At 34.8% G+C, this 15,858-nt stretch carries 13 protein-coding genes; 5 read left to right on the top strand and 8 right to left on the bottom strand.

The features are described from left to right. Position 1: 1 nt before the first annotated feature. Positions 2-976 (top strand): choloylglycine hydrolase, encoded by a 975-nt coding sequence (bsh, locus tag FYJ80_RS02545; RefSeq protein ID WP_154424560.1) that lies wholly within the window; start codon positions 2-4, stop codon positions 974-976. Here bsh and FYJ80_RS02540 read toward each other — a convergent pair. The 5 genes from FYJ80_RS02540 to FYJ80_RS02520 form a co-directional block, all read right to left on the bottom strand. Further along, positions 973-1,476, bottom strand: coding sequence for a TlpA family protein disulfide reductase (locus tag FYJ80_RS02540; RefSeq protein ID WP_154424559.1), 504 nt, complete (start codon positions 1,474-1,476; stop codon positions 973-975). The genes bsh and FYJ80_RS02540 overlap by 4 nt on opposite strands. Before the next feature lie 65 nt (positions 1,477-1,541). Beyond that, the gene (locus FYJ80_RS02535; protein WP_154424558.1) at positions 1,542-2,744 is read right to left on the bottom strand and encodes a BMP family ABC transporter substrate-binding protein; all 1,203 of its coding nucleotides are present in this window, start codon (positions 2,742-2,744) and stop codon (positions 1,542-1,544) included. A gap of 60 nt (positions 2,745-2,804) precedes the next feature. Further along, positions 2,805-3,791, bottom strand: coding sequence for an ABC transporter permease (locus FYJ80_RS02530; RefSeq protein WP_154424557.1), 987 nt, complete (start codon positions 3,789-3,791; stop codon positions 2,805-2,807). Continuing rightward, positions 3,788-4,876, bottom strand: coding sequence for an ABC transporter permease (locus FYJ80_RS02525; protein WP_154424556.1), 1,089 nt, complete (start codon positions 4,874-4,876; stop codon positions 3,788-3,790). Before FYJ80_RS02525 ends, FYJ80_RS02530 begins: the two co-directional genes overlap by 4 nt. Then, positions 4,876-6,408, bottom strand: coding sequence for an ABC transporter ATP-binding protein (locus FYJ80_RS02520; RefSeq protein ID WP_154424555.1), 1,533 nt, complete (start codon positions 6,406-6,408; stop codon positions 4,876-4,878). Before FYJ80_RS02520 ends, FYJ80_RS02525 begins: the two co-directional genes overlap by 1 nt. 235 nt (positions 6,409-6,643) lie before the next feature. On the opposite strand from FYJ80_RS02520, the gene FYJ80_RS02515 reads away from it, so the two are divergent. Further along, positions 6,644-7,555, top strand: a complete 912-nt coding sequence (locus FYJ80_RS02515; protein WP_206360928.1) for a DMT family transporter — start codon at positions 6,644-6,646, stop codon at positions 7,553-7,555. Between the two features lie 40 nt (positions 7,556-7,595). On the opposite strand, the gene FYJ80_RS02510 is transcribed toward FYJ80_RS02515, so the two are convergent. Genes FYJ80_RS02510 through FYJ80_RS02500 form a run of 3 tightly spaced genes read right to left on the bottom strand, consistent with a single transcriptional unit; the run spans position 7,596 to position 12,671 of the window. After that, on the bottom strand, positions 7,596-9,998 hold the full coding sequence (locus FYJ80_RS02510) for a hypothetical protein (RefSeq protein WP_154424553.1): 2,403 nt from the start codon (positions 9,996-9,998) through the stop codon (positions 7,596-7,598). A 25-nt stretch (positions 9,999-10,023) separates the two neighbouring features. Then, positions 10,024-11,385, bottom strand: a complete 1,362-nt coding sequence (locus FYJ80_RS02505) for an MATE family efflux transporter (protein WP_154424552.1) — start codon at positions 11,383-11,385, stop codon at positions 10,024-10,026. Further along, a complete protein-coding gene (locus tag FYJ80_RS02500) occupies positions 11,385-12,671 on the bottom strand; it encodes an FAD-binding protein (RefSeq protein WP_154424551.1) in 1,287 nt (428 codons plus the stop codon). Before FYJ80_RS02500 ends, FYJ80_RS02505 begins: the two co-directional genes overlap by 1 nt. A 136-nt stretch (positions 12,672-12,807) precedes the next feature. Between FYJ80_RS02500 and FYJ80_RS02495 the strand changes: the two genes are divergently transcribed. From FYJ80_RS02495 to FYJ80_RS02485, 3 genes are read left to right on the top strand one after another with little or no spacing between them, the layout of a single operon-like run. Then, the gene (locus FYJ80_RS02495) at positions 12,808-13,695 is read left to right on the top strand and encodes a Fic family protein (RefSeq protein ID WP_154424550.1); all 888 of its coding nucleotides are present in this window, start codon (positions 12,808-12,810) and stop codon (positions 13,693-13,695) included. Then, on the top strand, positions 13,688-15,253 hold the full coding sequence (locus FYJ80_RS02490) for an N-acyl-D-amino-acid deacylase family protein (protein WP_154424549.1): 1,566 nt from the start codon (positions 13,688-13,690) through the stop codon (positions 15,251-15,253). Before FYJ80_RS02495 ends, FYJ80_RS02490 begins: the two co-directional genes overlap by 8 nt. A gap of 11 nt (positions 15,254-15,264) precedes the next feature. Further along, positions 15,265-15,843 carry an HAD-IA family hydrolase gene (locus FYJ80_RS02485; RefSeq protein WP_154424548.1) on the top strand — a complete coding sequence of 193 codons (579 nt, stop codon included), beginning with the start codon at positions 15,265-15,267 and terminating at the stop codon, positions 15,841-15,843. The last annotated feature ends 15 nt before the right edge of the window (positions 15,844-15,858 follow it).

The raw sequence follows: 15,858 nt of genomic DNA, 5'->3' as shown, positions 1-15,858 counted from the left end.
TATGTGTACAGCAACTACTTATAAAACAAAAGACTTTTACTTTGGCAGAACTCTCGACTATGATTTTTCATATGGTGAGAGTGTTGTAATTACTCCTAGAAGCTTTTTAATTCCCCTTCGCTATAGTGAAGCAATAAAAAGCCACTATGCAATCATTGGTATGGCTACAGTTATTGATGGCTTTCCTCTTTACTTTGAAGGAATTAATGATAAAGGACTTGGTGTTGCGGGCTTAAACTTTGTTCACAATGCCCATTACAACCATGAAAAGAGTAGTAGTAAAACAAATATCGCTCAATTTGAGTTTATTCCATACATTCTATCTAAGGCTAAAAATGTAGAGGAAGCTATAGAGCTTATAGATAATTTAAATATTATGGATACTCCTTTTAGCAGTAAGCTTCCATGTGCTGAGCTTCACTATCTTATTGCAGATAGTAATAGAGCGATAACAGTTGAATTTGTAAAGGATGGTACAAGGATTTATGAAAATCCTGTAGGTGTCTTAACTAACAACCCGCCTTTTGATAAGCAGTTATTTAACCTAAATAACTACAGACGATTAACTCATAAGGATATTCCAAATACTTTTGGAGAAGTAGAGCTTGAGCAATACTCAAGAGGTATGGGTGCTATGGGACTTCCAGGAGATTTATCCTCACAGTCACGATTTGTAAGAGTTGCTTTTGTAAAGCTTAATTCTCTTTCAAAGGATGATGAGAAATCAAGTGTAAGCCAATTTTTCCATATTTTAAATTCAGTAGACCAGCAAAGAGGGTGCTGTGAGGTTAAGGAGGGAGAATTTGAAATTACACTTTATACATCATGCTATAATACAAATCGTGGTATAATGTATTATACAACCTATGATAACCACCAAATTAGTAGCGTAGATATGCACCATGAGAATCTAGATAGCGATGAATTAGTGGTTTATCAATTAGTGAGGGATGAAAAAATTAATTATCAAAATTAAAGCTCTGAAATGATTTCTTGCCACCTCTTGAATGTGTTACTACCAAGAACACTCTTAATAATTTCTCCTTTATTATTAACAAAGAGGGTAGTTGGTACAACTGAAATATTGCTTAAGACATCGTTCATAGAGCTAGATGGGAGTAGGTGGATATAGCTATCTGCTCCCTTTTCTTTTATAAGAGAGATTGCTTTATCATATGCATTTTGATTAGTTGCATCGGTAATAATACCAATTATTTGTAGTTCACTTGGATCATAATTAGCTGGAATTTTAGCTAAAAATGGAAGCTCTCCAATACAAGGGTTACAATAGGTTGCCCAGAAGTTAATCATTGTTATCTTTGATGAAGAGAAAAGCTCCTGTGATGAAACACTATTTCCAAAGATATCAACACTTTCAAATGAGATTACAGAAGCTGTATCTTCTTCTGAATTTCCGTTAGCAAATAAAGTGAGAGTTAATAATAGAGTAAGTAGTAATAAACAAATCTTTTTCATATTTCTATGATAGCATAAAAAAACGGCAGACAAAGTGCCTGCCGTCTTTTTTATTAAAGAATAAATCAATAAGCTGCGTTGAGCCACTTGATACCGTCGATCTGGCCAACGAAGTAAGGAGCTGACTGGAGTGTTGATTCCAGGAAAGCACCGTTCTTAACTGCGTCGCCCTTAACTGCTGCGAAGCCGTCATACATATCAGCATTAGTAGCTGTCTTGCCACCAATTGTGAATGTTGAGAGATCGAATACCTGGAGAGAACCATCAGCGATAGCCTTTTCAGCCTTAGCCATAGCTTCCTTAGTTCCAGGAGCTGCAATTGCTTCGTTAAGCTCTGTAACAACGATTTCACCGTTAGCATATGTACCACAGTAGTCAGATGGGTTACCCTTCCCATCAAGCTCGTTCTTAATGAAGTCGTGGAAGTACTTTGTCCAGTCAATCTTACATGAGAGGAGAGAAGCCTTTGGAGCAACTGCTGTCATGTCATTATTGTAACCTGTGTGGAATACACCATTCTTCTGAGCTGTTGTTGCAGGAGTTGTGTTATCTGAGTGCTGGCTGATCATTACTGCACCCTGGTCGATGAGAGCCTGAGCTGCTTCAGCCTCTAAGGTTGGGTCGCCCCATGAACCTACGAACTGTACGATCATTGTAGCAGAAGGACAAACACTTCTTGCGCCGAGGTAGTAAGATGTCATACCTGAAATAACTTCAGCAAATGAGAAAGCACCAACATAACCAATTACTGCCTGGTCAGCCTTAATTGTACCATTGTCGATGAGCTGCTGGAGTTTCATACCTGCTGCAACACCTGCGATATATCTACCTTCGTAAATTCTAGCAAAAGCGTTGTAGGTGTTATCTCTACCATCAACCTGAGAACCACAGTTTGTTAATGAGATGAACTTAACCTGTGGGAATTCATCAGCTGCCTGCTGCATATACTGCTCAAAACCATATGAGTTGTTGAAGATGATTGAACATCCTTCAGCAGCGAGTGCGAGGTTTGCATCTACACAACCTGCGTCTTCTGCGATATTTCTCTTAACAGAAAGTTCAACATCATATCCTTCACTCTTGAGCTGAGAAATTGCTGCATTCATGCCGTTCATGAAGTTGTAGGTGTAACCCTGGTCGTTTTCATCGCCAATAACAACAAAACCAATTTTAGTTGTCTTACTTGTGTCTGCATCACTTGCACCCTGTGCAAATACGCTTGTTAAACACATGAGAAGAGCGAGTACGAGAGCCAATGTTTTTTTCATATGTATCCTCCGAATATATTTAGTCATACGACTATGGGATTAAGTTTTATATCCACCATTTTAGCGGTCTTCTCTGAAGTAGTTAAGACCTAAGGAAGCAGGTGGCTGCTTATCGCGGCTATTTCGCATACTAGTTATGATAAGTACTATTACAGTTACTACATAAGGGAGTATTTTATATAGCTCGGTAGGGAAGAATGGGAGTACAACTCTCATATACATAATTTTTAGTGCACCAAACAGGATAGCACCCCAAAGTACATTGAGTGGCTTCCACATACAGAAGATTACTAATGCTACTGCAAGCCAACCAATACCTGCTAATGAGTGTTCATTCCAAGTACAGCCACCAGTGGTCATTACATAAACCATACCACCAATAGCGGAAATTCCACCACCAATAATTGTTGCTAGGTATCTGTATTTTACCATGTTAATACCTGCTGCATCTGCTGTAACAGGAGACTCACCAACACTTCTTAAATAGAGACCTGTTTTAGTCTTCTGGAAGAATAGATGCATAGCTACAGCTAAAATTATTGCAATGTAGAAGAAGATAGATTGTGAAAAAAGTATCTTTCCAATAATAGGAATGTTTTGCAGGAAGTTTGGCATTGGAACAAAGGTAAAGGCTTCCTTTAATGGGTTTGAAAGTGTAACGAAGCCGCCAACCTTATGACGCATATATTCACCTGTAAACTTTGCAACACCTGTACCTAGAATTGTTAATGCAAGACCTGTAACGTTTTGGTTAGCTCTTAAAGTAATTGTTAAGAAGCTAAATAGGGCAGATGCAACTGCACCAGCAAGGAATGCTGATATTGCTGCAACAATAATTGCTATTAAGCCATTTGAGGAGCCAACTCCTACAAGTGCTTCATATGAATATGCTCCAGCAAGGCCAAAGGCACCACCCATGAATACGATACCTTCTACACCAAGATTGAGGTTACCAGATTTCTCTGTGAGAATTTCACCAAGAGTACCAAACATGAGTACTGTACCAAATGTACCAGCAGCAGCGATTAAGGTTACTAGTGTGTTCATGCTTTAACCTCCTTCTTAGATCTGAATATCATCTGATAGTTAATAAAGAATTCACAACCAAGCATACAGAAGAGTAGGATACCAGATACAATTTCACTAATTGCAGAAGGAACTCCTAATACCTGCTGTAGGTAGCTTGAACCCATTTCCAAAATAGCAAGTATTAACGATATTGCTATCATAGCAAAGGCATTTAAGTGTCCTAACCAAGCAACCGTAATAGCTGTAAAGCCAACACCATCTGCTACGTTACTTGTAATAGTTTTATTCTGACCAGATACAAGGATAAAGCCTACGATACCACAAATTGCACCAGAAACTAACATTGTTCTTACCATAATCCAGCCAACGTTCATTCCTGCGTATCTAGCTGTGTTAACACTATCACCAATAACTGCTACCTCATAGCCCTGCTTAGTATAGTTCATGTAAATATGAACTAAAATTACTAATACTAATACGATAATCCAACCAATATGGATACCGAATACTGTAGGTAGATATGCATTTTTATCAAATAGAGGGATTTGCTGAGTTCCCTTTCTTCCTTCCCAAGGACCACCCTGTAGCCATGCAACAATACCAATTGCGATGTAGTTCATCATCAAGGTAAATAGAGTTTCATTAGTATTGTATTTTGCCTTGAAGTAGCCTGGAATCATAGCCCAAATACCACCAATTAAGGCAGCTGCTGCCATCATTACGATTAAAAGAAGTACATGTGGCATACTCTTTGCAAAGTAGATTGCAAAGAATGAGGCTCCAATAGCTCCAGCTGTAATCTGTCCTTCAGCACCAATATTCCAGAATCTCATCTTAAAACAAGGTGCAATTGCAAGCGCAGTTCCTAAAAGTGGGATAGCAAGCTTAATAGTTTGCTTAAAGTAAAAGGTTTTTCCAAGTGAGCCTTGAAGAATAACTATATAAGCAGTAATAGGATTGTTACCAGTAATTAAAATTGGAATACATCCTAAAATAAGAGCAAATAATATTGATCCTACTCTGATAGCCCAAGCCTTCTTTGGATCCATTGCATCTTTCTTTGCAAGTCTAATTAGAGGAGCTTTTTTTACTTCTGCACTCATTATTTAGCCTCCTTTGATCCAATGCTTGTCATCATAAGACCTATTTCTTCTTTAGTTGTATTTCTTGCATCAACGATACCACTAACTTCACCACCACAGAGAACTAGGATTCTATCACATAGCTCGAGCAGAACATCTAATTCCTCTCCGATATATACTACAGCAACACCCTTCATCTTTTGCTCTGTTAACAAATTATAAATTGTGTAGGATGTATTAATATCGAGACCTCTTACAGCGTATGCAGTTAAAAGTACATTTGGCATTGCTGCAATTTCACGACCTACAAGAACCTTTTGAATGTTTCCTCCACTCATTCTTCTTACAGGGAATGAGGTTGATGGAGTTACTACCTCGAGGTCATCCCAAATTTTCTTTGCTAATGCTTCTGGAGCCTTTTTATTTACAAAAGGTGTTTTACCGCTTTTCCAAGAACGGAGCATCATATTGTTAGTCATACCCATAGATCCAACAAGTCCCATTCCTAAACGATCCTCTGGTACAAATGCCATACCAACACCGAGTGATCTAATTTTCTTTGGAGTAAGACCTACTAGCTCTATTTCCTTATCTTCCTCAGGTGGAATGTATTTAATTGAACCACTCTTAATAGGGTAGAGTCCTGTCATACATTCAAGAAGCTCCTTCTGTCCTGAGCCTGCAATACCAGCAACACCTAGAATTTCACCGCCATATGCTGTAAAGCTAACATTATTAAGCTTTGTAATACCCTCTTGGTCTAGACATGTTAGTCCATTAATTACAATTCTTTCCTTTACATTGTCATATTTTGGTCTGTCGATATTAAGTGTTACAGAGTGACCAACCATCATATCTGTTAGCTTTTGAGGGTTAGTTTCAGCTGTGTTTACAGTACCAATATATTTACCCTTTCTTAAAACAGCTACTTTATCACTAATTGCCATTACCTCTGCAAGCTTATGAGTGATGATTACGATAGCTTTACCATCCTTTTTCATATTTCTAAGGACATCAAATAGCTTTTCTGTTTCTTGAGGAGTTAATACAGCAGTTGGTTCATCAAGGATTAGGATATCAGCACCACGATAGAGGACCTTTACAATTTCGACTGTCTGCTTTTGAGAAACAGACATATCGTATACCTTCATTGTTGGATTGATGTCAAAACCATATTTACTACAAATCTCTTTTACTTTCTCATTTGTATTTTTAATATCAAGCTTCTCTTCTGATAAGCCCAATATAATATTTTGAGCTGCAGTAAATACATCAACAAGGTGATAGTGCTGGTGAATCATTCCTATACCATAGGAGAATGCATCCTTTGGAGATGTAATTGAAATTTGTTTGCCATCAGCATAAATTTGACCTTCGTCAGGCTGATAAATACCTGAGAGCATGTTCATTAGAGTGGTTTTTCCACTTCCATTTTCCCCTAAAAGGGAAAGTATCTCACCTCTTCGAATTTCAAGGTTAATGCTATCATTAGCAACGACCTTTCCAAACCGTTTAGTGATACCTTTAAGCTCGATTGCACTGCTATTTTGCATATCTAACCCCCAACCGGTATTATGTAAAGAATGTAGCACACTACTTTTATATGTTACAATCGAATAATCGATAACGCAACAAAAAACAACAAAAATCGTACATTTCCCTCAATTATTACAGAGATTTTTTACATTTTTCAGAAAAAAGTATTGCTTAATTAATTAGTTTTAATATCAAGAATGCTAGATTAATAATCAATAAAGTACTATGGTCTACAGGGAGATTGGAAGGTATATGAAAAAGAATTATTTAAAGATTCCTGCATATGCAGCTCTGCTAGCAGTATTTTGTCAAATTCTTTGGGGTGTTGTATTCCCTGTTATAAAGAAGAGCTACTTACTATTTAATATTAATGATACTGGTTCCACATTTTTATTTGCTGGAATCAGATTTATTACAGCTGGTATTATTTTACTTATCGTTTGCACTATTAGAGATAAGAAATTTCCATTTATGGAAAAGAATGAGATAGTTCCACTTTTAACTCTAGGCTCAATACAAACAGGCTTTACTTATGGACTTCAGTTTGCTGGTATGATTAGTGCTGCATCTATCAATTGCTCTATATTAAATGGTACAAGCTTTATTTTTATGACTATCTTTGCTCACTTTATGTTTAAGGATGATAAGATAAATACAAGAAAGGTATTAGGCTCTATATTTGGTTTTACAGGTATCCTAGTATGCTTCTTATGGGGTGGCTCCTTTGAATCCTTCTCCTTAAAGGGTGAGGGAGTAATGCTGCTTTCTATTATATCCTTTGCATTTGGAACTAACGTATCTAGAAAGGTAACTAAGGGAATAGATCCAATTAAGGCTAGTGGATATAACCTCCTAATTGGTGGACTAGAGCTCTTTATTATTGCTTTATTTATGGGAGGTCGCCTCTCAAATGGTGGAATCTTTGGCTTCTCCTGCTTACTATTCTTAGCTTTAGCTTCTTCAATTTGCTTGATGCTCTGGACAAGTCTAGTTAGTGCTAATGGAGTAGGTAGAATATCTGTTTTTCAGTGTGTTAATCCTCTTTCAGGAGCCCTAGCAGCCTCTCTGCTACTTGGAGAAAATGTACTTCAGATTAAATACATTCTTTCATTAATACTGGTAGTTACTGGTATAGTGATAGTAAATACAGGAAAGAAAAAATGAGGCCGATGCCTCATTTTTTTTAATCTAAATTAATTATCCTTTAATAGTAATATGAAAAATTAAAAGAGAAATTCCATTTTGTACCATATGTAGCTATAAACTCTAGCTTAGAATAGGCTTTTGTAATTCTTCCTATTGTTGGAGCTAACGTTAATGATAGATTAAGGGAATAGCTATTAATTATATTACTTTTATAAATATATGATGACACACCTCCCTTTAAATCGATAACAGTAATATAGAGCGGTAAAGGGTAGAGTGATTTTTGTACTTCAAAAGTTAATAGATGAGTGGTAGTAGTTAGACTAACATATTTAGATTTAACCGAATAAGAAAGGCTTACTTCAGTTGGAAAAATACCAGGAATATAAACAATAGTTCCAACAATTGGTGAAAGATTATATAAATTTAGGTATATGTTGTATCCAGAATAATCATATCTTGACCTTCCTTTGAAATGTAAATCCTTATATGAAATATAAAAATTATTACTAAGCTTATTGCTTGGAGTCATAAAATATAGTGTATTTTGTAATTTTAGCTTATTTAACGAGCTCTTAAAGAAGAACTCCTTTGTATATGTTAACTCTGATAAGCTTCTATTTTCATTAATAAAAAAGGAAGCCTTAATATTATTATAAGAGGCATTTAATGTTAAAAATAATCTCTTAGAATTCTGCTCAAAGCCTGAAGATATTGCAAAATTAAGCTTTTCTGTAGGATCTGCAGAGATCCAAGTAATACCAAATCCACTGTATGTTAATATATTGGAGGAAGTACCTGCAAAAGGTAAAATCTGCCCTTTTTGAACTGATAATATTGGGTTATAGCTTTTTTTATCTATTAAAACTTCTTTTTTATCAGCTATTAAATAGGTTTCTTCTGTTAATTCATATTCCTCTTTTAAGCTAATATCCTCAATGCTTATATAGGAAACTGCAGAGGATGAAAAGAATTTTGAGATAAAATAAATTTCATCCTTTACTCTAACTGGGTTATAAATGCCACCATTAATGTTTGTATCAGATAGATATAGCTTTTTATTATTAATATCTATCTCACCATATTTAACTAGCTCACCTTCCTTTGCATAAGAAAATGATAAAATATCATTGTTAGAGCTTATAGTATCTATCTTTATTTGCTTAGGAACTCTATATAGCTTAATATCATTATCAATAATAGCTATTGCTTGTCCCTCCTGGTCCTCAAAGAGAAATCCTAATTTATCATTATAGGAGAATAGATTATTTACAAGTATAGAGTATCCAAGATTAATAGTATCCTTTCCAACTATGTCTAAATATGTGTAACCATCATCATATTTAATTAACGCTATATCATCATTAATAAAGTGTCCTTCATAGTATCCATTAAATCTCTTTAACTCTTTACCTTTATTATTATATAGCGCTGTGTAGCAAAGTTCTGAGGATGTATATGATATTAGAAATTTATCGTCTTTAGTATCTATTCTTGAATAAGAGTCATATGGGTAAGAAAAAAGCTTTTTAGCTTTATTACTATCTATCTTTATAATTTCTGAGCTATATGAATCTATTGCAAATACTTCATCGTTAGAAGCTACCATATCACTATAGTACTTGCTACTATCTTTAATTCTTGGCTCAAGAATGTCCTGAGGTACATCAATATCTGCTAAGAATGCTTTCCAATCATCGTATAAGCGTGAAGAAAAGTGTTTAGAATATGCATTTTGAGGGAACGAGATAATATTTTTTGATATATCTACGATAAAAGCTGAAAGCTTTTCTTCTCCATATTTATCTGAAACCCACTCTAAAAATGCGCCTCCAAATAAATATGAGAGTGTACCTACTGGATAAGAGTCTCTACTTCCAGCTGCATCTAGATAATTAAGTTTTTTATTTTCTAACCTTGCTTGTATTAAAGGAGCTTTATAAACGGGATCATTTAATCTTCCCTTTCCATCCATCGATTCTGTATAAACAGCTATACCTTCAGTAATGAAATCTAAAAAATGAAGATAAAATGGAAAATTATATGAGTCTCCAAATAGAGTTGTTATCTTTGCTGATAATCCCTTCATCGTATTACAAAATGTATGAGTTAGCTCATGCCTTAATATGTTTCTAATTGTATCGCTTCCATCGAAAATGCTCGGAGAAAAATATGCACTATAATATAAAATATGGTTAGAAGGGTAGGTTGATAAATAAGCATTAAACTGTTTTATTTCTTCATCTACATATATTGGGATATTAAAATTAGGGTCCTCCCCAAAGAAGGCTTTAAGTCTGTCATACTCCTCTTCGGCTATTTCAATAATATTATTTGCTATTGATTTTGTGTTTTCAGAATAAATAATTCTAAAATGCTGAGTTTCATGTATAAGCTCGCTTTTAGAAAAAAGAAGTGTTGAAATTAATAGAACTACAATTAAAGCTAAAAGCCGTTTCATAATTAATAGTATGAATTACTTTTGCTCATAATTGAAGTCCTTGAGTTTCTCTCTTCTTTAAAATCTTAGGTAAGGTTATCGTCATAATTGTTGTAGATGTTATCGCTGCTAGTAAATCGGAAATAGGCTCAGCAAAGAAAACAGCTTCAGCATTGAAAAATATCGGAAGAGTAATCATTGAAATTAGAAATATTGCTTTTCTAAACAATGATAAGGATAGAGAGTATTTCACTTGTCCAAGCGCTGTAAAGGTATCAACATTATTATATTGGAATGAAAGAGGAATTATCATCAATGTAAATATCTTTAAATATTTATAAGTAACATTAATGATGTTTTCATCTGATGTAAAAAGTGATATAAAGCCTCTTCCTGCAATGTATGTAAGAGCAAATATTATTACTATATATGTTGATGCTAATAGCTGTATCGATTTATATGACTTTTTTACTCTCTCAATATTACCTGCTCCATAGTTATAGCTTAATAAACCACCAGAACCACCTGTTATTCCTCCTAGTGGGTTCATAACAAGTAGATGGTAGCTTTGAATTATAGTTGATGAAGTAATTAATATATCTGTATTAGCTCCTCCTTGAAGCTTTAAGATAGTATTTAATAAAATAAGTAAAAGACTATCTGTTGCCATGATTAAAAATGGAGAGGCACCAAGCTTAAAGATTTTTACTATTACACCTTTCTTAATTGTACTTCTTTTTATTGAAATACTTTTACTTTTAGCAAGTATTATAAATAGTAATATTGCTGTAAGAGCTTGAGACATAATGGTTGCTATCGCAGCCCCTCTAACACCTAGATTTAATGTAAAAATAAATATTGGGTCGAGTATGATGTTTGTAATAGCACCTAAAACATTACAAATCATAGCACCCTTACTATTTCCTATATTAATTAAAAAGCTAGCTAATGCTATTTGGCAAAGAGCAAATGGTGTTCCTAATACATATATTAAGAAGTATGGAAGAGCATAAACAATTGTTTGATTTGTTGCTCCAAAGCTTGTTAATAGAGGGTGAGCAAATATTAATGCTAATGGAGTTAATACTACTGAGAAAATAATTAATAGTATTAATGATGTATATAAAATATTTTCTGCACTATTTCTTTCATTATGTCCTAGCTTCATTGCCATTATCGGCGCACCGCCTAAAGCAATGATGTAGCTAAAGGAAGAAATAAATGTTGTAATAGGAGCTGCTATTCCAGCTCCTGCTAATGCTAAATCGCCAATAAATGGAATATGGCCGATAAACATTCTATCGATCATAGCGTAAAGAACGTTTACGGCCTGAGCTAAACAGGTTGGGATACTAAGCTTTAAGGTAAGCTTAAATATATCACCTTCCCCAAATTCAGTGCTGTTCATCAGTCTAAGTTTTCTATTATTCCTTCAGCTGCTCTGATTCCACTTGCCCATGCACCTGTAATACCACGGCTAGTACCAGCTCCATCTCCAGCAAAGTATACATTCTTCTGAACGCAGAAATGGTTATCAATGTACTGTGGCTTATTTGCATAAAGTTTGATTTCAGGGTAGTACATAATTGTTGATGGATGGAGAATACCCGGTACGATAGTATCGAGCTTTTTCATACCAGACCAAATATATCTTAAAATCTTACTTGGCATTGCAAGTGAGATATCTGATGGACTTGCTCCTACTAAGGATGGCTTGAAGTCATATAAATCACCATTGAAATCGGATTCCTTACTTCTTCTACCCATTCTAAAGTCACCAACTCTTTGCATTAGAGGCTTACCACCTCCCATTAATACAGCCATTAGTCCAAGGTGCTCTGCAAATTCCTGTCCACTTGCAAGAGGCTCTGTAAAGCGTACAGTTTTTAAGATAGCAAAGTTAACAAGTCCATTGTTCTTGTTTTCATCTGCTTTAAAGGCGTGTCCATTAACACTAAACCACTCATCACCTCTGCTAGTAGTATATTTTTCTCTAACTACATGTGCATTTCCACTATTTGTACAGAAGGTTCTTACCTTTTCAGGGAAATAGAACTTTGGATCATAGTAATCCTTAACAATAGGGTAATGCTCAATTCTTGTTTCAACTCTGATACCAACATCAACAACATTGTCGATGTAATTAACGCCTAGAGCCTTCATTATCTCCTGCAAAAAGTGAAAGCCCTGTCTACCTGGTGCGATAAGAATGTTTTTATATCCGATTTCTCTTTTATCTGTTGTAATAAACTTATTAACATTATCGATACCAGTTACAGTCTCTCCCAAAGCAAGTGTTACACCTGCATCTGAAAGCTTTTTTTGAAGCTCTTTAATAAGCTGTAAGCCGCCATCTGTGCCTAAATGTGTTTGCTTAATCTCTAAAAGAGAACACCCAAGACGCTCCGCTCTCTTTTGGTAGGTTTCAATATTTGATTTAGGAAGTATAGTAGGCTTTAAAAAAGCTGTTACCTTTTCAAGATAGTGATTAGCTGTATTTTCTTCCCAGTATTCAAGCGGAAAGCCAATTGGGAATGTAAAGTTCATCTTACAGTCATTTCTCATGCCTCCAGTTGAATATGGAGTTTTATCGAGCATAAGAATAGAACACTTTTTGCCACTTTCTAGTAATGAGAAAGCTGCACCCATTCCGGCAGGACCACTGCCAACGATTATTACATCATATTTTTCCATAAAAATTTTCCCTTACTATTTAAACAGAAACAAAAAATAAAAACAATAATAGATTTTTTTATTTATAGTAGATATGTAAAATATTGAGATAAGATATTATATTGAATATATACCAAATTTGGATTAGAATAATTGTATGAAATATATTGGTGTTAAAGAAGCTGCAAAAAAATGGGGTATATCAGACAGAAGAGTAAGAATCCTCTGTGATGATGGAAGAGTAGAAGGAGCTATTAAGCTTGAGTGGTCTTGGACAATTCCAGCAGATGCGCCAAAGCCTTTTGATGGTCGTACAATGAGACCTTTTAAGAATAATAGTGTCCGTCTAGGTACTATTGATCTTACGACACTTATGAATTTAAGGGAAGAAAATAAGGGCTATGATAGGATGAGTGATAAGGTCAAGGCCTTAAGAGTAGATAACCTAACACTTGCACTAGCTTTAAGTAGAGAAAAGTTTCAAAAGAAATCTATTGAACAGATTTTATCTGGAAAGGTTATTGCATCTACATCACTTGAAAAGCATCTTTTATATTCAAACTTTTCATCTTTATTAATTACTACTAAGGAAAATTCATTTCTTTGGGATTCAAAGAGAGTATTAGAGCTTCATCAATCCTTTGTACAGGGGATTGATGATTTAACAGGAGGCTCATATCGAGATGGCTTTTCAGATGTAAAATCTGAAAGTGGTGATGCTTTAAAAATTAAATATCAAATGGAAACTCTTTTTATGCAATTTGATAGAGAGTGGAAGGGGATAAATGAGATATTTAAGGCTGTATTAATGTTTGGTCAGATTATGAAGATTAAACCATTTGAAAGCCATAATGAGGACTTTGCTCTTCTATTGCTCTTATGCATGCTTGAATCTGCAGGATATATTATCCCTGCCTTTGATAGTGATATGTGTGATGAAATAAATGCGGCTCTTTCTCTTGCTTATCGTAGAGATTCCTACCAAGATTTAGCACGTATCGTGGAAAGATCGTTGATAAAGAGTTATCATATTCTACATGATTGATTTATTAATTAAGGGTGCCACCATTTATGATGGCACCGGTAATGATTGCTTTACTAGCGATATCGCAATAGATAATGGCAAAATAATAAAGCTTTCAAATAATATAGATTTAGAGTCAAGAAAAGTAATTGATTCATCGAGTTTAGTAGTAACTCCTGGCTTTATTGATTTTCACACTCATAGTGAAATATATGGCCTTAAGGACAGCTATATGAAAGCTCGTATTGCGCAAGGTATTACAACAGATTTATGTGGAAATTGTGGTATAGGGATTTTTCCATTAAATGAGAATAAGGAGTATTTATTACCATTAAATGATGATGTTTTAGGTCACTACGATAATTACTCCTGGAGCGATTTTTCTTCCTATAAGAAGGTTATTGAAGGTAGGATGGGGATTAACCAAGCATACCTTTGTTCACATGCTCCTTTAAGAATAGCAGTCCTTGGCTCTGATAGTGGCAGAATAGCAAATAAAGAAGAAATTGATAGAATGTGTGCCTTATTAGATCAAGCATTAACTCAAGGGTGCTATGGTCTATCCTCAGGCTTATACTATGCTCCTTGCTCATCTGCCGATAGAAATGAGCTTTTAGCACTTTTGAGAGTTGTTAGAAAGCATGATAAGCTATTTTGTGTTCACCATAGAATTGAAGGTCCTGAGATTGTTTCATCAATTAAGGAGGTCCTTGATTTAGCCTTAGAGACAGGTGTAAGGCTTGAAATAAGTCATCTAAAGATAATTGGTAGAAAATTTGGATATCTTTTAGATGATATATTTAATTTATTTGATGAATATACAGCAAAGGGTGTTGATGTCAAATTTGATCAATACCCATATCACTATGGCTCAACCTCTCTATTTTCTCTTCTACCTGCACATGTACTTGCACTTCCTAGAATAGAACAAATGAGAGTTTTAAAGGATGAAAGAGAACGAGCTATTATAAAGGATGAGATGCTGCATCCAAATGGATGGGAAAGCTTATACCCTGTTGTTGGCCCAGATGATATTTCAATTTTATCTTTAGATCATACGCATGAGTATGATGGCTTATCACTAAGTCAAATTGGAAAAATAATAGATAAAGATCCTCTTGATACACTTTTAGATTTATTAGCAGATGAGAAGGGTGCTGCTGTTATGATAGATGTAACAGAGAGTGAAGAAACCTTAGAGAGAATATTAAAGCATCCATTAATGTGCTTTGGAACAGATTCCTTATATTCAACACCTATACCTCATCCAAGGAGCTTTTCAGCAACTATCCATCTGCTAAAGGATTTAGTTCTTGATAAAAGGATTATCACCTTTAGTGAGGCGATAAGAAGAATGAGTAGTGAGAGTGCTTCTCGATTAGGCTTAAAGGACGTTGGTATAATAAAAGAGGATATGAGGGCAGATATAAATATTTTAAATTTAAATACATTAGCTCCAACAGCTACCTTAAGTGGTGGCTTTACAAAAAATGAAGGTGTTGAATTTGTTATTGTTGGGGGTGTGGTAGCATATGAAAAAGGGGTATATAATAATACGCTAACAGGTAAGCTATTTTAAAGGGAGGATTAATGAATAGATTATATATTTTTGACTTAGGAGGAGTGTTAATAAAGAATTTCCATACACTTCCTGAGATGGCTAAGATAATGGGTGTAAGCGAGAAGGAGCTCAATGATGATTTCGAGCTATATGCTAGACCCCTTATGGAAGGCTATATGTCAACTAATGATTATTATGATCATCTTCTTACACATTATGGCTATAAGGTTAATGGAGATTTCTTTAAAGATACCTTCCATCCAGTTAGGAATGAAGTGATGATTGAAATTGCTGGAAAGCTTAAAGCTAAGGGCAATAAGACAGCTATAGGTTCAAATACATTTGCTCCTCATTGGCCAATTATTGATAAGCTTGATATTAGAAAAAGCTTTACAAATTGCTATGCTTCTCATGAAATTCACTTAATAAAGCCTGATAAAGAATTTTGGCTATATATAATGGATAAAGAGGGCTTTACACCTGAAAATACTACCTTTGTAGATGATTATATTGAAAATATCGAAGGTGCTGCAGCATTAGGAATAGAGACCTTCCATTATACAGGTGATGATGAAGCTTTACTTAACTTCTTTAAGGATAGGATCTAAAACAGAGCTTCTGTT

The organism is Bullifex porci, from assembly GCF_009695635.1.
Classification (GTDB): domain Bacteria; phylum Spirochaetota; class Spirochaetia; order Sphaerochaetales; family Sphaerochaetaceae; genus Bullifex; species Bullifex porci.
Note: the sequence above shows the minus strand (reverse complement) of the source record. Positions and strands in the feature narration are given on the sequence as shown.